The 26398-nt window shown below is 77.0% G+C and carries 15 protein-coding genes and 1 pseudogene; 9 read left to right on the top strand and 7 right to left on the bottom strand.

Annotated features, from left to right (window positions below; genetic code table 11):
• Positions 1–74 precede the first annotated feature (74 nt).
• Positions 75–3131 carry a hypothetical protein gene (locus ACZ34W_RS17170; RefSeq protein WP_465604899.1) on the bottom strand — a complete coding sequence of 1019 codons (3057 nt, stop codon included), beginning with the start codon at positions 3129–3131 and terminating at the stop codon, positions 75–77.
• Between the two features lie 783 nt (positions 3132–3914).
• Here ACZ34W_RS17170 and ACZ34W_RS17165 point away from each other — a divergent pair.
• Positions 3915–5396, top strand: a complete 1482-nt coding sequence (locus ACZ34W_RS17165; RefSeq protein ID WP_465604896.1) for a carbohydrate-binding protein — start codon at positions 3915–3917, stop codon at positions 5394–5396.
• Positions 5397–5481: 85 nt separating this feature from the next.
• Here ACZ34W_RS17165 and ACZ34W_RS17160 read toward each other — a convergent pair whose 3' ends face one another.
• On the bottom strand, positions 5482–8400 hold the full coding sequence (locus ACZ34W_RS17160) for an AfsR/SARP family transcriptional regulator (protein WP_465604893.1): 2919 nt from the start codon (positions 8398–8400) through the stop codon (positions 5482–5484).
• A 238-nt stretch (positions 8401–8638) separates the two neighbouring features.
• Here ACZ34W_RS17160 and ACZ34W_RS17155 point away from each other — a divergent pair, with 238 nt between their 5' ends.
• From ACZ34W_RS17155 to ACZ34W_RS17145, 3 genes are all read left to right on the top strand, one after another.
• Positions 8639–11467: an AfsR/SARP family transcriptional regulator gene (locus tag ACZ34W_RS17155; protein WP_465604889.1), complete on the top strand. Its 2829-nt coding sequence runs from the start codon at positions 8639–8641 to the stop codon at positions 11465–11467.
• 619 nt (positions 11468–12086) lie between these two features.
• Positions 12087–14495, top strand: coding sequence for an ATP-binding protein (locus tag ACZ34W_RS17150; protein ID WP_465604886.1), 2409 nt, complete (start codon positions 12087–12089; stop codon positions 14493–14495).
• A 389-nt stretch (positions 14496–14884) separates the two neighbouring features.
• Positions 14885–15517, top strand: a complete 633-nt coding sequence (locus ACZ34W_RS17145; RefSeq protein ID WP_465604883.1) for a sigma-70 family RNA polymerase sigma factor — start codon at positions 14885–14887, stop codon at positions 15515–15517.
• Between the two features lie 16 nt (positions 15518–15533).
• On the opposite strand, the gene ACZ34W_RS17140 is transcribed toward ACZ34W_RS17145, so the two are convergent.
• Positions 15534–15803, bottom strand: coding sequence for a hypothetical protein (locus tag ACZ34W_RS17140; RefSeq protein WP_329486420.1), 270 nt, complete (start codon positions 15801–15803; stop codon positions 15534–15536).
• A 592-nt stretch (positions 15804–16395) separates the two neighbouring features.
• Here ACZ34W_RS17140 and ACZ34W_RS17135 point away from each other — a divergent pair.
• Entirely contained in the window at positions 16396–17961 is a 1566-nt protein-coding gene (locus tag ACZ34W_RS17135; protein ID WP_465604879.1) for a chitinase, read from the top strand.
• Positions 17962–18102: 141 nt separating this feature from the next.
• Here ACZ34W_RS17135 and ACZ34W_RS17130 read toward each other — a convergent pair whose 3' ends face one another.
• Both ACZ34W_RS17130 and ACZ34W_RS17125 read right to left on the bottom strand, forming a co-directional pair.
• Complete coding sequence (locus tag ACZ34W_RS17130) at positions 18103–18606, bottom strand: hypothetical protein (protein ID WP_329486417.1); 504 nt, start codon at positions 18604–18606, stop codon at positions 18103–18105.
• Positions 18607–18890: 284 nt separating this feature from the next.
• Positions 18891–20549 (bottom strand): CehA/McbA family metallohydrolase, encoded by a 1659-nt coding sequence (locus ACZ34W_RS17125; protein WP_465604875.1) that lies wholly within the window; start codon positions 20547–20549, stop codon positions 18891–18893.
• A gap of 277 nt (positions 20550–20826) precedes the next feature.
• Between ACZ34W_RS17125 and hemC the strand changes: the two genes are divergently transcribed.
• The gene (gene hemC / locus ACZ34W_RS17120; protein ID WP_465604872.1) at positions 20827–21762 is read left to right on the top strand and encodes a hydroxymethylbilane synthase; all 936 of its coding nucleotides are present in this window, start codon (positions 20827–20829) and stop codon (positions 21760–21762) included.
• Positions 21763–21906: 144 nt separating this feature from the next.
• On the opposite strand, the gene ACZ34W_RS17115 is transcribed toward hemC, so the two are convergent.
• Complete coding sequence (locus ACZ34W_RS17115; RefSeq protein ID WP_465604869.1) at positions 21907–22839, bottom strand: SMP-30/gluconolactonase/LRE family protein; 933 nt, start codon at positions 22837–22839, stop codon at positions 21907–21909.
• Positions 22840–23100: 261 nt separating this feature from the next.
• Here ACZ34W_RS17115 and ACZ34W_RS17110 point away from each other — a divergent pair, with 261 nt between their 5' ends.
• Positions 23101–24069 (top strand): polysaccharide deacetylase family protein, encoded by a 969-nt coding sequence (locus tag ACZ34W_RS17110; protein WP_465604866.1) that lies wholly within the window; start codon positions 23101–23103, stop codon positions 24067–24069.
• Between the two features lie 394 nt (positions 24070–24463).
• The gene (locus ACZ34W_RS17105; RefSeq protein ID WP_329486410.1) at positions 24464–24691 is read left to right on the top strand and encodes a hypothetical protein; all 228 of its coding nucleotides are present in this window, start codon (positions 24464–24466) and stop codon (positions 24689–24691) included.
• A 117-nt stretch (positions 24692–24808) separates the two neighbouring features.
• Here ACZ34W_RS17105 and ACZ34W_RS17100 read toward each other — a convergent pair whose 3' ends face one another.
• Positions 24809–25474 carry a 4'-phosphopantetheinyl transferase family protein gene (locus tag ACZ34W_RS17100; RefSeq protein WP_329492031.1) on the bottom strand — a complete coding sequence of 222 codons (666 nt, stop codon included), beginning with the start codon at positions 25472–25474 and terminating at the stop codon, positions 24809–24811.
• A gap of 302 nt (positions 25475–25776) precedes the next feature.
• Here ACZ34W_RS17100 and ACZ34W_RS17095 point away from each other — a divergent pair.
• Positions 25777–26338, top strand: a pseudogene (locus ACZ34W_RS17095) (Uma2 family endonuclease).
• Positions 26339–26398 lie beyond the last annotated feature (60 nt).

Raw genomic sequence — 26398 nt, 5'->3', positions numbered from 1 at the left:
GGGCGGCCGGATCGGCCGCGGGAACGGCGGGCGAGCGGGTTCGCTTGGTGAACGGCCGCCGTCCGACGGCGGGTTCACGCACCCTCGGGACCAGGCAGAAGCTCGACCCCCGGGGTGAGGTGGAAGCGCTCGGGGTCCTCGATCCGCCGGCGCTCGGCCGGGCTCAGCCGGTCCCTGCGGTCCAGCCACGACTGGAGGCGGGTCAGGGCGCTGCGGTCCCGTTCGTCCGGGTCGGCGCCGGCGGCTCCGGTGTACTCGCGCAGCAGGACGCGGGCGGGGCGGCGGCCGGACGGCTCGGCGGCGTACCCGGGGTCCTCGGCGTGCTCGTTGTCCTCCGCGTTCTCGGTGTCATCGGAGGGCAGGACGGCCACCACGGTGAAGGACGTGCCCGGGGCGAAGGTCACCCGCAGCTCCTCGGTGCCCGAGCCGAAGGCCGAGCTGCGCCGCCCGGTGGCCGACCAGATGACGAACTCGACTGCCGCGCCGGGGATTTCGACGGCGCTGGTGGTCAGGCCGGTGACCGGGGCGGGCTCCGTCACCACCTGCCCGACCGCGTAGTGGGCGAGCAGGGCCGCCGGATCCGGGCCGGGCGGGGCACAGAGCAGCACGGCGCCGTGGTGGCTCGGGAAGCGGCGCAGCCCGGAGCCGAGGCAGCGGAGGAAGGGCGCGAGGATCGGGTCGCGGGAGCGGGCGGCCGCGATCAACTCCGCCCGTTCCGCCGGGATTCCGGTGTCGCCGTGGTGCAGCAGGACGGCGGCGAGATCGGGCTTGATGTCGTCCTTGGAGGTCGACCGCAGCCTCGGCAACCGGGTGGTGACCTGGTCGATCCGGCCGGAGCAGCGGTGGTAGTGCTCGCCGAGCAGCGTCCGGACGGCGTCCCGGTCGTCGGTGCCGCTGACCGCAACGGGGACGGGGAAGTCCTCCGGGCGGAGGTGACGGGCGCGCGGCGGGGCCGATGCCCGTGCCGGGCCGCCGTCCGGTTGCACTCCGGTGAACTCGTCGGTGAGCTCTCGGGGGTCTTCGACCGGCTCCGGGTCGAGTGACTCCGGACCGACCGGCTCCAAAGGGCGCCTGTCCGGTGGTTCGTCCGGCTCGCCCTGCGGGTCCGCGACGGTGGGCTCGCCGTGCGGGTCCGCGATGGTGGGGTCGCCGTGCGGTTCGACGTCGGCCGCGTCCAGCCGGGCGAAGTCCGTTCGCTCGTAAGGGGGTTCGGAGGCGGTGTCCACCCGGTGGGCGTACGGGGCGGTGACGGGGTCGGTCAGGGGAGCGCTCTCCGCAGGGTTCCGCTCCTCGGTCGCCGCCGAAGGCCCGCCGGCGGTGGCCCGGGCGGTGCCGAGGGGGTCGGTCCCGCGCGGCGCCGCGCCCACCGGCGGGGGGAGGCCGGGGCCACCACTGGTGGTGGTCGGTACGGCGAACGCCGAGGGCCCGGCCGGCGGACCGGACAGCGCCGCGGCCCGGGGCGGCGCCACGGCGGCCGGGACGGGCTGTGGCGCGGCCTCCGCGGCGGCAGGTACGGGGCGTGGTGAGGCCGCCACGGCGGCCGGCGCGGGCTGTGGCGCGGCCTCCACGGCCGTCGGGCGGGCTGCGGGGAGGCCGCTGATCCCGTACGACACCGCCGCCACGCCCGGCACGGAACCGGCGGGCTGCTCCGGTCCGAGCCAGTCCAGGTCGTGCATCCGGGCGATGAACCGGGCGATCCGTTCGGTGGACGGCTCCAGCAGCCCGTGCACCAGCAGCCCGAACCCGTCCGAGCCGGAGGACGGCAGGCGGTCGAGCAGGCTGCCCAGCTCCTCGAAGACGTCGGCCTCGACGGGCCGGTCCCGCTCGCCGACGATCAGCAGCGGGCGGGCCGCCTCGGGCCGGCGGAAGCGCGGGGTGAGGACGTGCGGAGGCTCCGGCCGGAGCCAGAGGCCGGCCGGGACGGCCTCCAACGCCCAGTAGGGGAACGCCTCGAAGACACCAGGCCCGTCGGTCCGCCAGGAGGCGCCCCCGTTGCGCCAGGCGGCGGGGGCGGTGCCCTGGCCGGGCGCGGCGGCGAGCCGCAGCAGGTACGGCTCCCAGCGGGCCCGGCCGTGGGTGTCGAGGATGCGCGAGGTGGGGCCGCCCGGGCCGAGCACCGGGAGGCCGATCGCGGCGCTGACCGGGCGGGCCAGCCGGGCCGACAGCGCCCCGGTCAGGGCGGCGAGTTCGTCCGGGGCCGCCCAGGGCGCGCTGACCAGCAGCCGCGAGGTGTCCACCGGCAGGCCGACCACGGCCTCCGCGAAGTCCTCGGGCAGCAGGACGGGCCGTGCCGGGGTGCCGACGACCAGCACCACGGTGCCGGGCGGCGCGGCGGCCAGCCCGAGGCCGGGCATCGGGCCGGGGGGCGGGGCGGACGGGTGGGTGAGCCAGAAACCGGCGGGCAGCCGCAGCACGTGCACGGCCGGGGGGCGGCGGGCGGCGGTGGCGCTCTCGACCGGCAGGTGCCCGGCCGGGCCGGCGGGTACGACCGCGACGGCGGTGGAGGGCGGCTCGACCGGCGCGGTGGCACCGATCGTCTCCCGGACCCGGCGCGGTGCGCTGCCGGGTGCGCAGTGCCACCAGGAGGCGGCCTCGCCGGCGCCGTCGGGCGCGGTGACCTTGAGGTTGCCGTCCGGGGTGATTTCCACCAGGCCGTCCGGCGCGATCACCGGCAGGCCGGCCCGGTCGGCGACCACCTCGGCCGGGCGGCGGCCGTTGGGGGCGAGCGCGGCGAGGCCGGAGGCGGCCAGTACCAGCGTGGCGGCGCCGCGCGAGCGGGCGATCACGCCGAGGTCGGCCATCCGGTCCCGCAGGACGGCGGCCGAGTCGGGTGCGGCGGCGACCACGACGATGCTGTCGGGCACCGGGCGCAGGGTGGCGACCGCCGCCGACAGTTCGTCGTCCCCGGCGGTGGAGGGGGCGATGACGAAGTGTGGGCCGACGGGGCGCAGCTCGGACCGGAGGGCGAGCGCGGCCCCGGCCGGAGCGGCGGCCACCGCCGGCACCGGGGAGGCGGTTACCGGGCCGCCCGGCCCGGCGGGCAGCGCGGCGGCCCCGCCACGCCGGCGGCCGAACCGGCGGCGGGGCGCGGCCGGGTCACCGGAGGGCAGGCCGAGGCGGGAGAGACTCATCGTCGGGGAATACGGGCGCCGCCCGGCCACCGGTTCAGTGACCGGCCCGGACCGGGCGAGACCGTCGGCCCGTAGGACCTCGTGGGCACTGCCCGGGCGCGACAGGCCGTGGAGGGGGCGCAGCGAAGAGTCCCCGGGCGGCTGGAACGCGGCTGTGCACGCGCCCGGACGGCCGAACCCGCCATCCGGGCGTACCGCGCGATGCCCCGGGGGGCGAGCCGTTGGAACCGAAGCCGCACGACGCGGACGGCAGCGTGGTCACGGCCTTGGCGACGGTCGGGGAGACGACCCTGGTACGGCAGGACGGCGACCGAGCCCGACCCGGTCGACGGGACGAGCCGGTTCGCCGCCGAGCTCCGACTGCGTGCGCGTACCTACGCCGCCCACAGGCGGGTAGGTGCCAACGGTGGAGGAGTCGCCGGGAGGCGAGGACGTCGTCACCGGCAGCACCCGGCAGTGGGACCGCCTTCGCCTGGCGGTGCCGCGCGGGAGCACGCCCACCGCACCACCGAGGGGGCAACCGGGGCCTGGTCCGGTCAGCCCCGGACGCGGTGCGGACCTGTTGGACACCATCGCTGACGACAGCCGCACGGCGCTCAACGGCCCGGCCGGGCCGTGCGGTCCACCGACGACCGGTGAACCGCACGGCCCGGCCGGGCCGTAGGTACCGAGTGGAAGCGTCGGTGGCCCTGTCGGCCGGGCGGTTCCGCCGACAGGGACGGCATGCGGAGCCGAGGAGCTGTGGTGGGCACGAGCACGAGTGGAAACGGGGCTCAGAGCGGGGTGGCGAGCATTCAGCTGCCCTCGGTGGCTTGGGAGATGGACGAGGAGGCCGGTGGAGCGGGGGCACCCGACCCGGCAGCCGCGGCCGTACCGCCGGCCGCCGTGCTGCCCGTGGTTCCGCCGCCGGTCGTGCCGGAGTACGGGCAGGTCGCCGCCGTGTCGACCGGCCCGGTCGCGGCCGCGGAGCCCCCGCTGCCGCCGACCCCCGTCGTGCCCGGACCGGTGCTCGCGCCGGTGCCCGACCCTGAGCCGGGGCCGGAGCCGGGGCCGACCGCCCTCGCGCCGGTCGCGCGCCCGGACCGCTTCGGCCGGGCCCGGCCGAAGCGGCCGGTGATGGTCGCCGCCGCCACCGCCGGTGTGGTGCTGATGGGCCTGCCGTTCCTGATCACCGACGGGAGTCGGACCGGGAGGGACGGGACGGCCGACAACGTCGGCCTGAGCCAGGCGGACCTGCCCCTTCCCGAGGGGCCGGAGTTCGGCGATCCCGCACCGATCGACGCACCCACCGATCCGAACGCCTCCGGCGCCCCGGCCGCGCCCACCGATCCGACCCTCCCCCCGGACCCGGCCGCGGGCGCCCCGACCACGCCCGGGGCGGACGGCGCCCCCGGGGGCGTGCCCGGCACCACCCCGGGCAACGGGGCCGCGCCGAACACCGCGCCGCCCCCCGGCACCAACCTGCTCTCCCGGCCCGCCCCCGGTGCCAAGCCGCCGACGACGGGCGGCAGCGGCGGTACCGGTGGCAGCGGCGCTACCGGCAGCACGGGCAGCGGCGGTACGGGTGGTACCGGTGGTACGGGTGGTACGGGCGGCAGCACCGGTGGCAGCGGGGGCACCGGCGGGAGCACCGGAAGCACCGGGGGTACCGGTGGGAGCGGCGGTACCGCGCCGCAGCCGCCGGTCCCCCAGCAGCCCAAGCCGCAGCCCCCGGTGCCCCAGCCGCCCGTCCCGCCGAAGCCCGCCGCGCCCACCTTCACCGCCGTCGCCGGCACCGGCTGCGGCAACTCCGGCACCGGCTACGCCCAGTACGGCCAGTGGACGAACGGCAGCACCGGCTGGACGGTCAACTCGGCCGGGGGGTACTCCGGGTCGGGTTGCAACGGCAAGTACGACTCGGTGCCGATGAGCGGCGACGGCAAGGACAAGGGCAACTCGGTGGTGTGGACCTTCACCACCGCCCCGGTCACCACCGGCAGCTGCAAGATCTCCGTCTACGTCCCGAACAGCAGCGACCGCAAGATGGTGGGTGGCAAGCCCACCGTCTACACCGTGCAGAACAGCTCGACGCCCGGCAGCGGCACCGTCGGCGAGTTCAAGGTCGACCAGACCGCGGCCCGGGGCACGTGGGCCAGCGCCGGTACCTTCCCGCTGACCGGGGGCCGGATCGCGGTGATGCTCCACGACCGGGGCATCGACTGGGGCGGCGATGCCGACAAGGCCCACCACGCGGCCGGCGCCGTCCGTGCCGACTGCACCGGCTGACGGGAGTTCGGATCATCACCGCACCCGCCCGTCCCGGTACCGGACCGGCCGGCCTCGGCGCCGTCCGGGGCGGCCCGAGGGAGCCTCAGAGCCGGCCGACAGGCGCCGCCCCGGCCGGCGGGGGCCGCAGTGAGCGTTCGATCGCGGCGGGCACGCCGCTCGGGGAGCCGGCCTGATGTCGGTGCAGCCGGTACAGTCCGACGGCCGCCTTCAGGTGCTCGGTCGCCTCCTCCTCGCGGCCCTGGGTCCGCAGGAAGGCGGCGTAGCACTCCTCCGAGACGGCCTGCAGGTGCAGGAAACCGGCCTGCTCGCAGGTGACCAGGAGCCGGGCCCAGGCCAGTTCGGAGGCCTCGGCGAGGCCGAGGGCCTGCAGGGCGTGCGCCTCGGTCAGCATCGACCAGGCGTGGATCGTCGCGGCCGGGTGGTCGGGCAGCAGGGCCCTGGTCTCGCGGGCCCGGCGCAGCGCGCCGTCGTGGTCGCCCGCCATCAGGGCGGCCGACGCGGCGTAGCCGAGGGCGTAGGAGGTCCGGTGCGCGGAGCCGGACTCCTCGGCGAGGGCCACCGCGGCCGCCGCCAGTGCGGTGGCCCGGACCGGGTCCCCGAGCAGGGCGGTGCCGAGCGACGCGGTGGCCAGGGCGCGGATGTGCGCGAAGCCGTCCGCGGGCGTGGTGTCGGCGACGGCCCGCCGGGCCGCCTCGGCCCCCTCCTCACGGCGTTCCAGCCCCAGCAGCGCGTTCGCCGAGGCGCCCCGCAGCAGCGCGGTGGCGACCCGGTCGCCGCACTGTTCGGCGGCGCGCTCGCCCGCCCGCAGGCAGCTCAGCCAGTCGGCCAGCCGGCTGGAGCCGTAGTACAGCGCGCTCGACGACATGGCCAGGCGCCAGGCCCGTTCGGGGTCGACCGCGCCGGCGGTGTCGACCAGCGCGCGGATCGTCGACTGCTCCGCGCGGAACCAGTCGAGCGCGGCGCGGGTGTCGCTCGCGGCGGGCAGAGCGGCGGGCGGGTGGGCGCGTTCGCCGTAGCCGTCCTGCCCGGGTTCGAGGTGTTCGCCGCAGTGCTGGACGGCGGTGACGTAGTAGTCCAGCAGCCGTTCGACGGCGAGCCGGCGGAGCTCGGGGGGCTGTTCGGCGAGGAGTTCGACGCTGAACAGCCGGATCAGGTCGTGGCGGCTGTACCGGCCCGGCGCGCTCTCGCCGAGCAGGTGGTGGGCGGCCAGTTCGCCCAGCGCGTCGCGGGCGGTGGCCGGGTCGGTACCCAGCAGCGCGGCGGTGGCGGCGGTGTCCACCTCCCGGCCGGGGTGCGCGGCCAGCAGGGTGAGCAGGGTGGCGGCCCGGTCGGAGAGGTGGCGGTGGGTGAGCATCAGGGTGGTGCGGATGCTGACCGCGCCGTCGGTCTCCAGGGCGAGCAGCCGGGTGCGCTCGTCGGAGAGCTCGGCGACCAGGTCGGTGATCGTCCAGTTCGGTCGGGCGGCCAGCCGGGAGCTCGCGATCCGCAGGGCGAGCGGCAGGTGGTCGCAGAGTTCGATCAGTCGCTCGGCGGCGGCGGCCTCGGCGAGGACCCGCTCGGGGGCCAGGCTCCGTTCGAGCAGCCGCAGCGCGTCGCCCCCGGGCAGCGCCTCCAGCCGCAGGATGGCGGCGCCCTCGGTGACCACCAGGTCCTCCAGGGAGGCGCGGCTGGTGACCACGGCGGCGCAGTCGGGCCCGGCTGGCAGCAGGTCGGCGACGTGGGCGGCGCTGTGCGCGTTGTCCAGCAGGACGAGCAGGCGGAGGTCGCCGGTCCGGGCGCGGTAGAGGCCGGCGCGGCTCGCCCGGTCCTCGGGGATGGCCGCCTCCGGGACGCCCAGGGCCAGCAGGAACTGGCCGAGCACCTCGGCCGGGTCGGCCGGTCCGGCCGGATCGAAGCCGCGCAGGTCGACGAAGAGCTGACCGTCCGGGAAGCCGGCGGCCGTCCGGTGCGCCCAGCGGATGACGGTGGCGCTCTTCCCGACACCGGCCGGGCCGACCACCACGGCCAGTCCGTCACCGGTGCGGTCCGGACCGCACTCGCGGTCGAGCCAGTGCGACTCCAGGCCGCGCCCGACGAAGCCGATGGGCCGGCGGGGGAGCTGGCGGGGCTTCGAGGGCTCGACCGGGGAGGGTGCGGCCGCGGGGGCCGGACCGGCCACGGGTGGGGCGGGGACCACCGGCGGGTCGGCGGCCGCGGCCGGCTCAGGGGCCACCGGCGGTCGCGTGCTCGCAGGGGCGCGCGGCGCCGCCGGCCCGGGGCCGGGCACCGTCCCGGCGGCCGGCTCCTCGGCCAGCACCCGGGCCAGTGCGGCCTGCAGCTCCGCGCCGGGCACCATGCCCAGCTCGCGGGAGAGCAGCTCCCGGGCCTGGTGGTAGACCGCCAGCGCGTCGGCGGGCCGCCCGGCCTGGTGGAGGCAGCGGACCAGCAGGGCCACCACCTCCTCGCGCAGCCCGTCGGCCCGCACCCGCTGTTCCAGGGCCTCCACGGCGGCGGCGCCGGATCCCTGGCGCAGCCGCAGCCGGGCCCAGCCGATCAGCGCCCTCGTCCCGGCCTCCTCCAGCCGGCCGGCCAGGGCCTGTCGCAGTTCGGTGTCGGGCAGGTCGGCCAGGGCGGCGCCGGTCCACAGGCCCATGGCCCGTTCCAGCAGCCCGATCGCCTCGGCGTCCGCGCCGCGGTCGGCCCGGTCGGCGTGCTCCCCGGCGCGGGCGGACAGCGCTTCGAAGCGCAGCGCGTCGACCTGCTCGGCCGGGCCGGTGAGCAGATAGCCGGGCGCCCGGGTGGACAGCTCGAAGGGGGTGGCGGCGAGGACCTTGCGCAGCGCGGCGACGTGCCCCTGCAGGGCCGCCCTGGCCCGGGCCGGTGGATCCTCGCCCCAGAGCAGCTCGAAGAAGCGCTCCACCGCGACGACCCGTCCGAGCCGCAGGGCGAGCAGGGCCAGGACGGCGCGCCGTTGCGGTCCGGGTAGCGCGACGTACCCCTCGGACCCGGTTCGCAGCTCCACGGGGCCGAGCAGTCGGATGCCCACGCGGTCGCCCACAGTCGCCCCCCACGGCGGTCCAGCCTGATATCGGGCTGCAGTGTATCCGTGCCGTTTGTCCGGGTTGGCATTTCGTCCGCGCCGTGGACGCCGGAGCGGGGTGCCGGCTCCTGCCCTTTCGGGCACACCGTGGTCCGTGATTGGGCATTTCCCGGTCGGATCCGTCAATATGCCGATCACTGACATATGACGAGGAGGCCGTATGCGGATCGACCTGCTCGGTGCCGTGACCGTCCGCTACGACTGCAGCACGGCGGCCACGCCCTCGGCGCCGAAGCGCCGTGCGCTGCTCGCCGCGCTGGCCGTGGAACTCGACCGGGTGGTGCCCACCGACCGGCTGATCGAGCTGGTCTGGGACGGGAACCCGCCCGCGACCGCGCGCGCCGCGCTGCAGGGGCACGTCGCCGGACTGCGCCGGCTGCTGGACGGTGGACTGGAGCTGGCCACCCGGGGCGCCGGCTACGTCCTGAGCGGGGATCCCGAGCAGGTGGACGCCCTGCGCTTCGAACGCCTCTGCGACCGGGCCGGGGTGCTGCTCCCCGGCCGGCCGGACCCCGCCGCCGCCCCGGCGGACCGCGCCACCGGGGCGGACGACCCGGTGCTGCCACTGCTTCGGGCGGCGCTGGACCTCTGGCGCGGTCCGGCCCTGACCGACTGCGGCTCCGCCCTGCTGCGCGAGCAGGCCGCCCCCCGGCTGACCGACCTGCGGCTGCGCGCCCTGGACCGGCTGGCCGAGGGGCTCTGCCGGCTGGACCGCGGCGCCGAACTGGTCGCCGAGCTGGTCGAGACCGCCGCGGCCCACCCCACCCACCAGCGGCTGGCCGTCCGGCTGATCGACTGCCTGGACCAGGCCGGGCGCCGGGCCGAGGCGCGGGCCTGGTACGAGCGGGTCACGGCGCAGCTGCCGACGGCGCCGGGGCCCGAACTGCGGCTGGCCGGCGAGCGCGTCGCGGGTCGGCCGGCCGGCCTCACCACGCCCCGCGCCGAGCCCCGGCCGCCCGTCGCCACGGCCCGCCCGCCGCACCTCGTCCCCTCACAACTGCCCCGCGCCAACCGGCGGTTCGTCGGCCGGGCGGCCGAGCTCGACCGCCTGGACGCGGCCGTCGCCGCCGGCCGGGAGGCCGGCCCCGTCCTGGTCACCGGACCGGCCGGGGTCGGGAAGAGCAGCCTGGTCCAGAGCTGGGCCCACCGGGCCGCCGACCGCTTTCCCGACGGCCGGCTCCACGCCGATCTGCGCGGCTTCGACGAGAGCGGCCCCCGCGACCCGGCCGAGGTGCTGGCCGGTTTCCTGACCGCCCTGGGCGTCACCGGGAGCGCGCTGCCCGCCTCGCTCGACGGCCGCGCCCGCCGCTTCCGCGAGCTGGTGACGGGCCGCCGGCTGCTGATCGTGCTGGACAACGCGCGCTCCTACGAGCAACTCGCGCCGCTGCTGCCCGATCCGCCGCCCGAGGCCGGACCCGAGACCGGCCGGGCCTGGGTCGGACCCGTCACCGTCATCACCAGCCGCAGCCGGCTGCGGGACCTGCTGGTGCACGAGGGCGCCACCCCGTTCCCGCTCGACGCCCTGACCCCGGCCGAGTCCCAGGAGCTGCTGGCCCGGGCGCTGGACCCGGCCCGGGTGACCGCCGAGCCGCTCGCCGCCGCCGAACTCGCCGAACGGTGCGACCACCTGCCGCTCGCCCTGCGCCTCGCCGCGGCCCGGCTGGGCGCCCGCCCGGACTGGGCCCTGGAGGACCTGGTGGCGGAGTTCGCCGAGGAGCCGTCGGGGCTCGCCGACCCGGCTCGCGCCGACCTCGGTCCGCCCGGCTTCGGCGCGGCCCTCGACCTGACCTGCCGCACCCTGGCGCCGGCCGCGGCGCGCCTGTTCGCCCTGCTCGGCCTGCACCCCGGCGCGGTCATCGAGCCGTTCGCCGCCGCCGCCCTCGCCGAGGTGCCGCCGGCCGCGGCCCGCGGCCTGCTGGTCCAGCTCGACGCCGTCCACCTGGTGGAGGAGGGCGCGCCCGGCCTGTTCGCCCGGCGCGAGCTGGTCCGTCGGCACAGCGCCCGGCTGGCCGCCGAACTCCCGGCCGACCAGCGCGCGGCGGCCCTGGACCGGCTGATCGAGCACTACCTGAACGCCACCGCCGCCCGGGTCGGCCGGCCGGGCGACGGTCCGCCGTCCGCCGTCGGCCCGTCCGCTGTCGCTCCGTCGGTCGTGGGCCCGTCCGCCGGGGACCGCCCCCTGCCGCCGAGCGCCCGCCGGGCCGCCGACTGGTTCGACCGCGAGGAGCCCGCCGTCCGCGGCCTGGTGCTGCGCGCCGAACGGCACGGCCGGTTCGCCGAGGCCTGGCGGCTCGCCCACCGGGCCGGCGCCCTCTACGCCGGGTCCGGGCACCGCCGCGCCGGGTGGTGGACCACCGTCGAGTCCGGTCTGCGGGCCGCCCGCGCCTGCGCCGATCCGGCCGCCGTGGCCCGGCTGACCACCGACCTCGCCGCGGTCCTGGTCGACCGGCGGGACGTCAGGGCCGCCCTCGACCACCTGGACCGGGCGCTCACCTCCGCCGACCAGGTCGGCGACCCGGTCGAACGCCACCACTGCCGGGTCCGGATCGCGGCCGGCCTGGCCGGCGCCGGGAGGCCGGACCGCGCCCTGCCGCTGATGGCGGACATCGTGGCCCGCGCCCGCTCGCTGGCCGACGACCGGCTGCTCGCCCGGGCGCTCGACGACCTGGCCGGAGCCCAGGTGGCCGGCGGCGCCCTCGAAGCGGCTCTCGCCCACGCCGACGAGGCCGTGCGCATCCTCGCCGCCCACCCGGACGCGGCCGAGACCGTCCGGGCCACTCACACCCGGGCCGAGGCCCTCCACGCGCTCGGCCGCCACGGCGACGCCCTGACCACGGCCCGGCTGGCCCTCGTGCTCGGCCGCACCCAGGCCGATCCGGGTGTCGAGGCCCGCTCGCACACGCTGATGGCCACGGTCCTGCGGGCGCTCGGCCGTACGGCCGAGGCCGCGGCGGAGGAGCGCCGGGCCGCCGCCACCGCTGCCCGCTGACGGCGGGTCCGTCTCGGGCGGATTCAGGTGGTCTCGGTCGCATGAGGCCTGCCGGCCCGCGCCGGCGGCCGCGGTCCCGGGTGGGCCGGGCCGTGAGGCCGGGGAGGCGACACCGCCGAGGGCGGTGTCGGGGGGCCTCGTGTGCGGGCGGACCCGTCTCGGTCGCATGAGGACCGTTCGCCTGCGCCGGTGGTCACGCTCCTGCGCGCGTCGGGCCGTGCGGTCGGGAGCCGCCACCGCTGACCTCCGAGTGCCCGCCCGTGCGGACGGCGGGCGGTTCTGGGCACCTTCGTGTGCGGGGATGGGCAGAACCACAGGCGGAAGTAGCGGCGGAGCCACCGCTCCGCAGGTGGCGGCGCATCGTGTTCCGCCCATCCCGTTCCCGAGCGGGCGGACCGGCGGGCCGGCTCCGGCCGGGGCGCCACCGGGCGGCCGGGCGTGGGCGGATCCGGTGCAAGATCACGACTTTGACCAGTGCATACTGTCTGACCTGACGTGTTCGGTGAAGAGGCCGACACCGTGAGTGACAGGGGTGGCGATGGGTGCGACAGGCAACCCCGCAGGCAGCCCGCAGGGCATAGCGACAGGCAGTTCCGCCGCGGCGGAGGAGTTCTGCCTGTTGCTGGCACGCTTCCGGGTGCTGGCCGGTCTGACGCAGGCCGAGCTGGCCCGGGCGGCCGGGATCAGCCTGCGCGCGCTCGGCGACATGGAGCGCGGCCGCACCCGGGGACCGCAGCAGCGCACGGTGCAGGCCCTGGCCGTCGCGCTGCGTCTCGACCCGGACCGGACCGCCGCGCTCGACCGGGCCGCCCGCGACGGGCGTCCCCGGCGCACCCCCGCCCGCGCGAGGGCCCCGCGCCCGGCCCCCGGGACCGCCGCGCCCGCCGCCCCCGAGACGCCCGCCACCGTGGACGCCCCCGCGACCGCGCCCGAGACCGCGACCGTGCCCGAGACCGCGACCGCGACCGTGCCCGCGAACGCGACCGCGGCCGATCCCGGGAGCGACAGCCCGGCCGAGGCGGTGTTCTCCGCACTCGCGCTGCCCCGGGACATCGCCGACTTCACCGCCCGGGAGGACGCCCTGGCCCGGCTGCACCGGCTGGTCCGGGACGCCGATCCGGCACACCCCCGGATCGTGCTCGCCTACGGTCAGCCCGGCCTGGGCAAGACCGCCTTCGCCCTGCACGCCGCCCACACCCTGGCCCCGCAGTTCCCCGACGGCCAGCTCTCCCTCGACCTGCGCGGGATGGCTCCGACGCCGCTCGCACCGCGCGACGCCCTCGGCCAGATCCTCCGCGCCCTCGGCGTCGCCGACCGCTCGGTGCCCGCCGACACCGAGGAGCGCGCCAGCCTGTTCCGCACCCTGGTCCGGGAGCGGCGCCTCGTCCTGATCCTGGACAACGCCGCCGACGAGGCACAGGTCCGCCTGCTCCTGCCGGGCTCCGGCCCGGCCCTGACGATCATCACCAGCCGGCACGTGCTGCCCGGCCTGGAATCGGTGCACCGCCTGCCGCTGGACGTCCTCGCCCCCGGCGAGTCGGCCGCCCTGCTGGCCCGGATCGCCGGCCCCGAGCGGCTCGCGGCCGAACCCGACGCCGCCGCCGAACTCGCCCGGCTCTGCGGCCACCTGCCGCTCGCCCTGCGGATCGCCGGACAGCGGCTGGTGGCCCGCCCGCAGCAGCCCGTCAGCCACCTGGTCCGCCAACTCGCCGCCGAGGAGTACCGGTTGGACGTGCTGGAGGCCGGTGACCTGCGAGTGCGCGCGGCCTTCGCGCTCTCCTACCGCAAGCTCCCCGCCGCCACCGCGCTGGTCCTGCGCCGCTGCTCGCTGTCCGCGGGAAAGGACTTCACCGCCGCCACCGTCGCCGCCTACGCGGGCCTTCCCGTCCAGCAGACCGACCGCCGGCTGGAGGAACTCGCCGACGCCGGACTGCTGCAGCCCGCCGCGGCCCCCGAGCGCTACCGCCTGCACGACCTGGTCCGCCTCTACGCGGGCGAGCGGCTCGCCGCCGACGACGGCCCGCAGGCCCTGGAGGCCGCCCGCGAGCAGGCCGGCGACCGGTTGCTGCGCCGGGCCGCCGCCGCCGGTCTGCGGTTCGACGTGGAGGGCGCCGAGCACGCCGGCGCCGAATCGGCCGACCCGGATCCGGCCACCGCCCCGGTCACCCTCGCCGACGCCCGGCGCTGGCTGGAGGAGGAGCACCCCGAGTGGCTGGCCGCCCTGCAGCACGCGAACGCCACCGGCCGGCACCGGCAGGTGGTGGACACCGCCGAGGCCATGCACTGGTTCTCCGACAGCCTGCTGCACTGGGACGTCTGGGCCGAGGTCTTCCGGCTCTCGGCGGACTCCGCCCGCGCCGTCGGCGACCGGCTCGCCGAGGCCGTCCACCTGAACTACCTGGCCTGGTCCCACATCACCTGCCTGCACCGCTACCGGTCGGGGCTCGCGGTCGCCTCGGAGGCCCTGGACCTGGCCCGCCGGATCGGCGACGCCCAGCAGGAGGCCTGGGCCCTCGCCTACTGCGCCACCGCCCTGCGCCGGCTGCACCGGCCGGAGGAGGCGATGGACTCCTACCGCCAGGCCGCCGAGGTGTTCACCTCGCTGGAGGGCCGGTCCGCCGAGGTGGGGCGGATCGTGGCGCTGCGCTGCGTCGGCTCCTGCCTGCGGGAGTCCGGCCGGCCCCGGGAGGCGCTGGAGAGCCACCGGCTGCTCGTCGCCGAGATCCTCGGGTGGCTGGACGGCACCTCCTCGCACATCGTCCACCTGTTGGCCGGGTTCGCCGCCCACGAGGTCGGCCTCGACCACTCCGCACTGCTGGAGTGGTCCGAGGCGGAGGCCGCCTACCGCCAGGCCCTCGGCCACTTCGACGGGGCCGGGCAGCCCGACAGCATGACCCAGACCCTCACCGAGCTGGGCACCGCCCTGATCGAGCTGGACCGTGCGGACGAGGCCCGCGAGCTGCTGACCACGGCACTGACCGACCTCACCGCCGAGGGCGCCCGCGGGAACCACCGGCGCACCGGCTGACGCGGCGCCGCTCCGCCCCGGCCGTGCCGGTCGGTCCGGGGCGCCCACCGCCCGCCGGTGATCGGCCACCGGTGAACCGCGCGGCCGGTGAACCGTTTGGCCGGTGAACCGCGCGGCCGGGTCCGGCCGTGGGTAGGGAGTGGAAGCAGCCGCGGGCCCCGGCCGACCGGGTGCTTCCGTCGACGGGGCGTGACATCGGCCGCCCTGCGGTCGCGGTACGGGGAGCGGCGGACGCCCCTCCCGCCGCCAACGCCCTGGCGTGAGGTTCGTTGGCGCAGCGTTGGTCCGGTCTTGGCCGTGGCTGGAAATGTGTCCCAGCAAGGGGGGAGGGACAGCCGCACCGGCTCGTCCCGACATATCGACCAACCGTTGCGAGGGACTCAACCGCCGTGGCCATCGACGCTACCGTTCACGCCGAGGACACCCATCGGGCAGCCGAGGAGGCCGGGGAGGCCGGGGAGGCCGGGGGCGCCCCGGACGCTCCCGTCAGCCGTGCGGACCGGCCCACCCTCGACCAGCAGACCCTGGCCGAGCTGTACCGCCTGCACGGCGGCTACCTGCTGCGCGCGATGCTGCGCGTCACCAGCGGCGACCGGGGCAAGGCCGAGGACATCGTGCAGGAGACCCTGCTGCGCGCCTGGCAGAACCCGGCCGCCATCCGCCGGGGCCCCGAGTACAGCCGTCCGTGGCTGTTCACGGTGGCCCGCCGGATCGCCATCGACCACTTCCGGATGCAGGCCGCCCGCGCCCAGGAGGTCGCCGACGACGCTCCCGAGGAGCACGCCGGCACCCACGACCCCTACGACGAGGTGCTCGCCGCCCAGGACATGGCGATCGCGCTCGCCGAGCTGCAGCCGCACCACCGCGACGTCCTGGTCGAGCTGCACATGCACGGCCGCTCGATGGCCGAGGCCGCCGCCGTCCTCGGCGTCCCGGTCGGCACCGTCAAGTCCCGCAGCTTCTACGCGGTCCGCGCGCTGCGCCCGATCCTCGAAGCCCGCGGCATGGTCGCCGCGGGGTAGCCGCCCCGGTCCGCACTCAGGTGCGGACCACGCGGTCGCAGTACGGGCACACCTGGCCGCTCCACTTCGGCGGGTACCACGGCGCGTCGGGGTCGGGCGCCCGGTACGGGTCGCGGCGCATCCGGTCGGTTCCCATGCCGCAGAGGGTCAGTTCCTCGGGCCGACCGGCCGGCGCCGGGGCGGCCCGGGCCGCGTGGACGGCGCGCACGACCTCTACGTAGTCGGTGCCGCCGCTCGCTGTCGAGGTGCGGACGAGTTCGGGTTCGAGGAGTACCAGGATGCTCACCACCTCACTCTGGTCGTCGGGGCCGGGGGGCGCACCTCGGCGGCGGGGGTGAGGGTGCGGAACCGGCCGTCGGGCGGTGAGGGCGGCGGCCCGGGCGCCGTCCAGTACGTGGACGTGCTCACGGGTCGGGCCCCCACGCCCAGGCCCGAGCCCAGGGCTCAGGGCTCAGGAAGTTCTCCGCGGCGGTGAACCACTCCGGGGGTCCGGGCCGTTCTCCAGGGTGGCGGTATCGCCACCGGCGCTCGTCCCCCCGTGCGGGCGCCGGTTCACCCGCCCTCCGGCGGGTGCCAACTCCGGCCTGGTGCGGCGTCTCTGACGGTCAATCCGGTGTGGAGAGCGTGAACCGGGAGGCGTGGCCCGTCCGTAGCTACTGCTGAGAGCCGCGCCCCGTGTACGGCGCGCGGCGTGTCCCGGGCCACCGGCCCAGGTTCAGCGTCCGGCTCCGGCCATGGAACTCCCGGCTCCCGCGCCCGGCGGGATCCGGGTCCCTGGCGCCCCGGCGGTGCCCTTGTGGGAGGGCTACCGCCGGGGCGCGCCGCGTGGCGGACGCCGGGCCGGCCCGCCCGTCCGCTCCCAGCCCAGGAGAGTCCCGATGCCCAAACACCGGCTCACCCGACGACGACGGATGGCGGCGGCCTCCACCGCCCTCGTCGCCGGCGCCGCGCTCATCCTCATGCAGCACCAGGCTCCCGCCGCCGAGGCCCCGGACCCGGTCGGCCTCAACGCCGTCTCCGAGTACCTCGGTTGGGGCGACGCCCCCGACCCGGTCGCCGTCATGAAGGCCACCGGGCTGCGGCAGTTCGCCCTCTCCTTCGTCCTCTCCGGCGGTGGCTGCGACCCGAAGTGGGACGGCAGCCGCGCCCTCACGGGCGGCGCCGACGAGAAGGTGATCAAGCGGATCCGGGCCGCCGGCGGCGAGATCCTCGTCTCCTTCGGCGGCTGGGACGGTGCCAAGCTCGGCGAACGCTGCGCCACCGCCGCCGAACTGGCCGCCGCCTACCAGAAGGTGGTCGACGCGTACGGCCTCCAGGCCGTGGACATCGACCTGGAGTCGACCGAGCTGAGCACCCCCGCGGTGCGGCAGCGGGTCGTCGACGCGCTGAAGACGCTGAAGGCCAAGAACCCCGGACTGCTCGTCTACGTCAGCTTCCCGGTCGACCCGACCGGCCCGGACGCCGACGGCGCCGACCTGATCAGGACCGCCGCCAAGGCCGCTCTGGTGGTGGACGGTTGGACGGCCATGCCGTTCGACTTCACCAACCATGACGGCACCATGGCCGCCGCGACCGTCACCGCCGTCAGCGGCCTCCAGCGGGCCGTCGCCGCCGCCTACGGCTGGGACGACGACAAGGCCTGGCGCCACTCCGGCCTCTCCTCCATGAACGGCCGCACCGACCAGCAGGGCGAGCAGCTCACCCCGGCCGACTTCCGCTCCGTCCGCGACTTCGCCGCCACCCACCACCTGGCCCGGTTCGGCTTCTGGGCGGTCAACCGCGACCGCCCGTGCGCGAGCGGCACCTTCACCACCGCGACGTGCAGCGGCGTCCAGCAGACCGCGTACGACTTCACCCGGATCGTGGCCGGCTACCACGTGGACTCGGTGCCCGGTGGGGACGGCCCCTGCCCGAGCCCGGCGGTCGTCACCACGCTGCCCCCGGGCCCCGGCCGGACCACCTGGCCGCTGCCGACCCCGACCGTCGCCCGCCCGGCCGACGCGGTCCCGCCGGCCGACGGCCCGTCGGCCTCGCCGTCCGCCCGCCCGTCCGACGGCACCCCGACGCCCGCCCGTACGGCCTGCGTCCCGCCTAGTCCGGCCCCGGTCACACCGGCGCCGACGGGCGTACCCACGACGCCGGCCTCGACCGCCCCCACCACCCCGGGTGCGACCACCACCACCTCGAAGCCGCCCGTGACCCCGACGGGTACGGCCACCACTGCGTCCGGCCCGGCCACCGCGGCCACCGAGGGGTCGCCCCCGCCGACCCAGGCCGCCGGCGGTGCTCCCGCGCCCGCCGCGCCGGGCGGCGGCTCGCTCGCCTCCACCGGTGCGGACGGCACCGACGTCCTGCTCACCACCACCGGGGCCCTGCTCTTCCTCGGCGGTGCGCTCGGGCTGGTCTCCACCCGCCGCCGTGACCCGGAGCCGGCTGCCGGCTGATCGTGCGGGCCTGCTCCCACCGACGGCAGGTGACGACGCGCGGCCCTCGGCACCCGGTGGATCGGGGTGCCGAGGGCCGCGCGTCGTCAGGTTCGGCCGGGGCCGCGTCCACCGGGGTGCCGGGGGCGGCCTCCGTCGGGTTCACCAGCCGAGCAGGAAGGCCCCCCGGCCCAGGCCGGCGAGCACCGTCCCGGCCGTCGCCTTGGGCTCCGCCGCGACATCGACGTCGTGCCGGTCCGGCGGGTCCGACTCCCCGGGGCCGCCGGACGGCCGCAGGACCACGTAGTGCAGGGGCGCCCCGGTCGTCCGGCTCTCCCGACGCAGCACGTCCAGCGCCGGCGGCGCGACCGTGGCCTCCAGCACCACCTGGTAGCCGCCGGTGGCGAAGGCGAAGGCGGCCTGGATCGCGGCCGCCAGGGCCGTCTCGTTCTGCCGGTGCGCCTGCGGCAGGTGCGACGGGACGAACCCCTGCCGGATCGCCCGCCGGAAGTCGTCCGCCCGCAGGAGCACGCTCGGGTGCAGGGAGTTGGCCAGCAGGGGTGCGACCGCGCCGCTCCCGGCCCCGGCCGGGTCGGCGAGGACGACGACGCCGCCGGCGCCCCGACCGCCCCCGAGCTTCGGCCCACCTACGGTCGTACGGTTCACAGCTGCTGATCCCTTCGCGGGCCGGGGGGACGGGGTAACCGGGGGAGGGGTGGCGGCCGGCGCACCGGGCCGACCGGAGACGAACCGGCGGCCGGCCCCTGGCACGACGGCCCGACCCGGCTACGGACAGCCGGCCGCCTCGTCCCCACGACCGACTGCTGTCGGAGATCAACCTAGTCCACGCCGGTGCTCCGAGTCCTCCCCCCGTCGGTCCTCGGACCGCCGCCCCCACCGCACCTCCACGACTCCTTCCACCGATCGTCCCGGGAATCGCCGGACCGACGCTAACGGTCCCCGGAAGGCTTCTGCGTCCGCAGCACGATCGGGTTGGTCAGCGCCGCCATCGGCCCCCACGGGAGGTCCGGCCCCATCGCGTTGCCCCGGCCGGGCGTCCCGTCCGCCCTCGGCCGGCGCACCTCCGCCCGGACGTACGCGGCGAGCGAGGCGGTGGTGCGCCAGACCACCGTGCCGGCGCCGTCGGCGGGCAGCGACTCCTGGTGCAACTGGCCCTCGTCGGTCAGGAGGCGGACGGTGCCGCCCGGCACTCCGGAGACCGCGAGCCGGACGTCCACCGGCGCGTCCGCCGGAACGGTCAGCTGTTCGCCGATGCCCGCCTGGCGGCCCTGCCCGGTGGCGGTGAGGTCGAGCCCGACGCCGGCCGATTCGGCCAGCCAGCTGCGGCCGGCCCGGAGCCCGTCGAGGATCGCCGCCCGGGTGAGGTCCTCGGCCCGGACGACGGTGTGCGGGGAGCCGATGACCTGCGGGGCGCTGTGCGCGTCGCTGTTGCCGACGGCCGGCAGCCAGGGCCGCCCCTCGCGCAGCGCGACCGCGAGCTGTGCGTCCCAGGTGTCCACCGCCGACTCGTCGTCGTACGTCCACGGTCCGTTCCAGACCTCGACCGCGTCCGCGTCCTGGTAGCCGAACTTCCACTGGCAGGCGACGTACGGGCAGTACGGGTGCGCGGGCACCACCAGGCCGCCCTGGCGGCGGACCTGCCGGGCGAAGCGCGGGAACTCCCCGTCGCGCGCCCGGTAGCGCCAGTCGACGAACCGGCCCGGCTCCAGGCCCAGCGCCAGCCAGTGGCCGTTGCGGGTGGTGACCTCCTCGCCGAGCACGATCAACAGGTCCGGCCCGGCCAGCGGCCCCCAGACGCCGTGCGCGGAGGTGGTGTTGTGGTCGGTGGAGACGATGAAGTCCAGCCCGGCCTCCCGGGCACCCGCCGCCACCTCCGCCGGGAGCCGGCGCCCGTCGGAGTGCACGGTGTGCAGGTGGGAGTCGCCCCGGTACCAGGCGCGGCCCCGGCCACGGGCCCGCTCCGGCGGGTAGGACGGGGTGAACTCCGGCCCGGGCGGGCCGAACCGCAGCGTCACCTGGACGCGGTAGTCGAGCCCCTGGGGTGCCACCTGGTAGGGGCCGAGCACGATGTTCCAGCGACCGGGGCGGATCGGACCGGGCAGGTAGCCGGGCGTCGCCCGGTCGCGGGCGACGGTGAACTCGGTGCGGAACCCGCCCGACCAGCCGCGGAAGCCGCGCCCGCCGAGTTCGGTGCCGCCCTCGTCGAAGAGGCCGATGTCGCAGGAGTTGCCGGGGGTCCCGGTGGGGACGGTCGGCCGGTCGTAGCTGTAGGAGACGGCGATCTCCCGGACGCCGTCCGGGACGTCGAACGGCAGGAGGACGAAGTCGGGGGCGCCGGTGGGGAGATGGCCGGACAGGGTGATCGTCCGGTCGGGCAGCGCGTGGGCTGCCCCGGCGGGTGCGGCGGCGGCCAGGCCGAGGGCGGTGACGGCGCCAGTGGCCAGCCCGGTCCGGAGCAGGCCGCGCCGGTCGGGCCCGGGGCGCTCGGTCCGTGCTCCGGCCGGGACCGGGTCGGTCTGCGGCAAGCCGGCCCGGGGCGAGCCGGATCGGGCGGGCTCGGTGGGGGTGTCGGCGTCGCGGTCGGTCATCGGAGCCTCCGGTCTGGGGCGGACACCGGCGGCGGGCGGACACCCGGCCGGCACGCCCGGCCCCCTACCCCCACCGGTGAACCGCCGGTGAGCCGGGCCGGGCCGCAGTCGGTCGGCTCGGTGAAGGTGCCCGGGAGGCCGGCCGGCGGGCACGCCGGTATGCCGGGGCGACCGGCCCGCCGGGTACGGCCCCTTTCCGACGCGCTGTCTGTAAAGGCAGCGGGCCGCCCCGCCTACGATGGAACTGACAGGCAGTCAACCGTAGGAGTTGGTTCCCGTGCCCACGTACCTGGTCGGCTCCCGTGCAAGCGCCCTGGCCCGGACGCAGGTGCGCGACTTCCTGGCCCCGCTGCGCGGCCGGTTCCCGGAGATCGCCTTCACCCAGCGGGTGATCCTCGAAGGCGGCGACCGGGACCGGACGTCGCTGCTGGCGAACGTCTCGGCCGTCAGCGGCGGGTCGGCGTTCAGCACCGCGCAGGAGGCCGCCCTCCTGCGCGGGGACGTGGACGTGGTGGTCCACTCGCTGAAGGACCTGCCGACCGCGAATCCCGAGGGCCTGATGCTGCTGCCCCCGCCGGGCCGGGAGGACGTCCGCGACGCGCTGTGCGGATCGACGCTGGCCGGGCTCCCGCACGGGGCCCGGGTGGGCACGGGCGCGGCCCGTCGCATCGCCCAGCTCCTCGCCGTGCGCCCCGACATCGTCCCGGTGCCGATCCGGGGCAACGTGCCGACCCGGCTGGAGAAGCTGCGGTCCATGAGGCTGGATGCCGTGGTCCTCGCCGTCGCCGGTCTGAACCGGCTCGGCCGGCAGGACGCGATCGGCGAACCGCTGCCCCTCGACCTCTTCCCCCCGAGCCCGGGCCAGGGCGCGCTGGGCATCCAGGTCCGGGTGGACGACCGGGCGGTCCGGGACGTGCTGTCGACCGTCGGGGACCGCGCCGTCGACCGTGAGGTCCGCGCGGAGCGGTCCCTGCTGGCGCAGCTGCACGGCGGGTGCAGCGTGCCGGTGGGCGCCTGCGCCACGACCCGGCCCGACGGGACGCTGCACCTGTTCGCCCAGGTCACCTCGCTCGACGGGCGGCGCCAGGTCACCGGATCGGTCACCGGGCCCGCGAGCGAGCCCGAGCGGCTGGGCGCGGACCTGGCCGGAGACCTGGTGGACCGGGGCGCGCGGACCATCCTCGACGGAATCCGGCCCGCCGTCCCGGCCTGACCGGCGAGCCGCCGGACGCGCGCACGTCGGACGCGCGCACGTCGGACGCGCGCACGTCGGACGCGCGCCCGGTGGACCGGGCACCGCCGTCGGGGCCGCGTCACGGCGGCCCGGGCCGGGACGGCTCACTGACGGTGGGACGGCTCACCGCCGGTGGGCCGGGACGTCCACGTCGACGGCCAGGAGCCGGCCCGTGCGGGCGCCCGGCGGGGGCGGCCACTCGGCGGCGGTCAGGAAGAGGGTCCGGCCGTCCGGGCCGCCGAGGGCGCAGGAGAAGCAGCCGCGGTCGAGCTCGATCCGCCGGAGCACCTCGCCGCCCTCGCGGACCCGGACGCAGCAGCGGCCGGGGACGTCGGCGAACCAGACCGCGCCCTCGGCGTCCAGGCAGATCCCGTCCGGTGCCGAGCCCGGCACCTCGGCCCAGACCCGGCGGTCGGTCAGGTCGCCGCCGGGCCCGATGGTGAAGGCGGTCAGCCGGGCGGCGTAGGACTCGGCGACGAGGAGCGTCGAGCCGTCGGGGGTGACGGCCATGCCGTTGGGGAACGCCAGGCCGTCGGCCACCCGGCGGACCTCGCCGTCCGGGGCCACCAGGGCGATCAGGCCCGGCGCGGGCGCCTCGCCGCCCATCAGGTCGAACCCGATGCCGTTGACGTAGGCGTTGCCGCGCCCGTCCACGGCCACCTCGTTCCACGGCCGGTCGGAGAGCGGGCGCAGGTCCGCGCAGGGGGCCAGGGCGCCGTCCGCCTCCTGGCGCAGCAGGCGCCCGTCACCGCCGGCGACGACCAGCAGGCGGCCGTCCGGCCCGGGCAGCCAGTCGATGCAGAACGGGAACGAGGGCACGGTGGCGGCGACGGCGGCCCGGCCGTCGGGCCCGACCGTGATCAGCTCCTGGGCGCCCCAGTCGCAGAGCCAGAGCCGGCCGTCGTGCCAGCGGGGCGACTCCCCGAGGGCGAGCCCGGACAGGACGGTTCGGACGGCCTCGGTGGGGCGTGGATCAGCGGGGTGCGGGCCGGTGGGGTGCGGGCCGGTGGGGCGTGGATCACCGGGCCGGGGGTCGGTGGGGTGGGGTTCGGGCACGGGGGCTCCTCGGTCGGCGGGCCCGGCCGGACCGTCGGCCGGGGCTGCTGGGCTGTCCGGAGTAGGACGTCGGACCGGCCGACTTCCTTCTCCTGAGCCGCGTCCGGACCCGCGTCCGGACCCGCCGCCGGGGGTTCGCGCGCGGCCGGGGGAGCGGCGGGCCGACCTGGGCCTGGAGTTGCGGGTGTCAGCCGATCGGTATTCATAGAAACAGACAGGCGGTTCATCTGACGTTATGACGGAGTGTGGAGGAATGGGCGCATGGGGCTGAGTCGTCGGACGGTCCTGGTGCTGGCGGCGGGCGGCGCGCTGGCGGGTTGCCGGCCCCTCGCCGGGGCGGTGGCCGGACCGGCGACGCAGCCCACGGCGCAGCCCGTGGCGGCGGCCACCGCCTCCGCCGCGCCGGCCATCACCTCGCCCACTGTCTCGCCCAGTGCCTCGGCCACCGCTTCGTCCCCCGCTGAAGCCCCGGCCCCCGCCGCCGGGCCGCCCGCCGTGCCGGAGCCGCCGCTGCCCGCGCCCGCCGTCGGGCGCGCCGAGGTGGTGGCCCGCTACGGGGACGCCGTGCCCGAGGAGTGGGGCCTGGAGGTGTCCGGGGTGATCACCGGGCTGCCGGACGGGGCACGGACCACCGCGCTCACCTTCGACGCCTGCGGAGGCCCCGGCGGCTCCGGCTACGACGCGGACCTGATCGACCTCCTCCGGGCCAACGGCGTCCCCGCGACGCTCTTCCTCAACGCCCGCTGGATCGACGCCAACCCCGCCGAGTTCGAGGCCCTGGCCGGTGACCCGCTGTTCGAGATCGCCAACCACGGGACGGCGCATCGGCCGCTCTCGGTCGCCGGCCGCTCCGCGTACGGGATCGCGGGCACCCGGGACGTGGGCGAGGCGTACGACGAGATCGCGGGCAACGCGGCGAAGCTGACCGCCCTGCTCGGCCGGCCGCCGCGGTTCTTCCGCTCCGGCACCGCCCACTACGACGACGTCGCCACCCGGATCGTCACCGGGTTGGGCGAACGCGTGGCCGGCTTCACCGTCAACGGCGACGGCGGCGCCACCTTCAGCGCCGCCCAGGTCCGCAGCGAGGTGGCGGCCGCGCCGCCCGGGGCGATCGTGATCGCCCATATGAACCACCCGGGAGGCGGGACGGCGCCGGGCTTCGCGGCGGCCCTGCCGGCGCTGCTGGCGCAGGGGCGCACCTTCGTCCGCCTCTGCGACGCCCTGGCCTGAGCCGCGCCCCGGTCCGGGGCGCCCCCGCGTTCCCAGCCACCGGGGGCGACTCGCCCGGGCGCCCAGTCCCGTGCTGCCGCGGCCGGATCCGGCTTTGTCAAGCGACCGTCCGAACTCTCCCACCCCGTACGGGAAGCCTCACGGGGCGTGGCGGCCACCGCCGGCGGTGCCCGGTGCGGAGCCGGCCGGCGGCCGGGGGCAACCGGGAACAGTGCAGGAACGGGGCCGGAACGCGGGGGGAACGGCGCCGGAACGGGGTGCCCCGGCGGGCCGCCGCGCTCGCTCGGCCACCCTCGCGGCGGGCCGGCGCCGGACGGTCGGCGGCCCGGGCGGATCCCGGAATTCGGCGCCCCGGTGCGGCCGGGGACGGCGAACTGGGCGCATACTTCCAGGGATGACGAAATCACCTGCGCCGAGACGCCACCTGCCCACCAGTCCCTTCCGAAGCGAGGTCCCACCGCCCCTCAAGCAGTTCGAGGCCGGTGACCGCGTGACCCACGACCAGTACGGTCTGGGCCGCATCATCAGCACCGAGACCGCCGGCCAGGGCGCGGTCCTGGTCGACTTCGGCTCGCACCAGGTGCGAGTCGTGCAGCCCTACGACAAGCTGTTCAAACTCTGAGCCGGGCCGGCCGCCGGCAGGTCAGGCGGCCGATCCGGCCCCACCCGTCCGAGTAGTCCCGGAACCGGCCCAGGCCCCGACGGCCCGGGCCGCCACGGAACGACCCGCGTGCCCCGGTCAGCCGCGTGCCCCCGGCAGGACGGTGATCGCGGTGGCGAGCAGCCCGTCCCGGACGACCCACCGCCCGTCGAAGCCCCCCAGGCGGTGTCCGTCCACCACCGGGCCCGGAACCAGCAGGACGGCGTGGAAGGTGCCGTCCGGACGCAGCGTGATGTCGGCCTCCGAGAACTCCAGGAAGACGCCGGTCAGCGGGAACCACGCCTTGTAGACGGCCTCCTTGGCGCTGAACAGCAGCCGGTCCCAGGGCAGCCCCGGGTGGTCCGCGAGCAGCTTGCCGTTCCGCTCCTGCTCGCCGGGCAGCGCGATGGCGTCGAGCACCCCCTCCGGCAGCGCCTCGGCCGGCTCGGCGTCGATACCGATCGAGACGACCTCGCCCGCCCGGGCGACGGCCGCGCCCCGGAAACCGGCGCAGTGCGTGAGGCTCCCGACCACCCCGTCGGGCCAGCTCGGCGCGCCACGCAGGCCGGGTACCAGCGGCCGGTACGGGACGCCGAGCCGCCCGAGCGCGAGGCGGGCGCAGTACCGGACGGTGGTGAACTCCCGCCGCCGGGTCTCGACGGCCCGGGCGACGACCGCCTCCTCCGCCGGCTCCAGCCGCGCCTGCGGCGGGTCGTCGTAGGCCGTCTCCACCACGACCGCCGCGGGAAGCAGTTCGCCGATCACAGGTCCCCCCTGAATGTGTGGCATGCGTACGACGGTGAGCTTAACCCGGCCGACCCGCCCGGGAGGAGGGTCGGCCGACCACGGTCGAACACCGCCTCCGGGCCCTGGGGGCCGTCTGGTCCCGGGAGCGCCGCCGACGCCGGGCGGTGTCGCCCAGTAACGTTACTGAGTGCCTCGGCTCCTCCGGTGCCTCTGCGGACCGGGGCTCGCTCAGTGCTTCGGCCGTGTCGGCCTGGCCATCGAGGAAGCGACTAACTGTCACCGTTCCGTAGGGGATTGAGATCCGAACAGGAGAGCAGCACGTGCGCACCGCGCATGCCGGTCCGGGTGACTACAGCCGGGTGCCGAATCCGGAGCAGGCCCTGAAGTACGCGATCCAGCACATCGCGGGTGAGCGCGTCGAGATCGTCGAGGGAGTCATCACCCCGCTGTCACCGTCCTGGGCCCACGAGACCGCCGTCGACCTGATCCGCGAGCAGATCGGGCCCCGGATGCGCGAACTCGGCCTCCGCGCCGGTTCCGGGAACCTCGACCTGCCCGGGACGCAGAACTTCTACGTACCGGACCTCGCGGTCGTACCCGCCGAACTGGCGAAGACGGAGGGCGCGCTCCTGCCGGATCAGACCGTGCTGGTCGTCGAAGTGACGTCGCCGTCGAACGGTGAGACCGACCGGACCGCCAAGCGGCGTCGTCACTCGCAGTTCGGGGCCCCGCTCTACCTCCTGGTCGACCGTCAGGAACGCACCCGCACGCTGTTCTCGCAGCCGGGTCGGCTACACCCGGGTGGAAGGGCTCCATCCGTTCGGTACCCCGCTGCACCTGCCCGCGCCGTTGGGGCTGGTAGTGGACACGACCGGCTTCTGAGCCCGGCGGGCCCCGTGAAGGCGGGCCGGGGCCGTTCGTCGGACGATCCGTTGGGAAGCG

It is taken from the genome of Kitasatospora sp. NPDC022856 (assembly GCF_055561235.1).
Note: the sequence above shows the minus strand (reverse complement) of the source record. Positions and strands in the feature narration are given on the sequence as shown.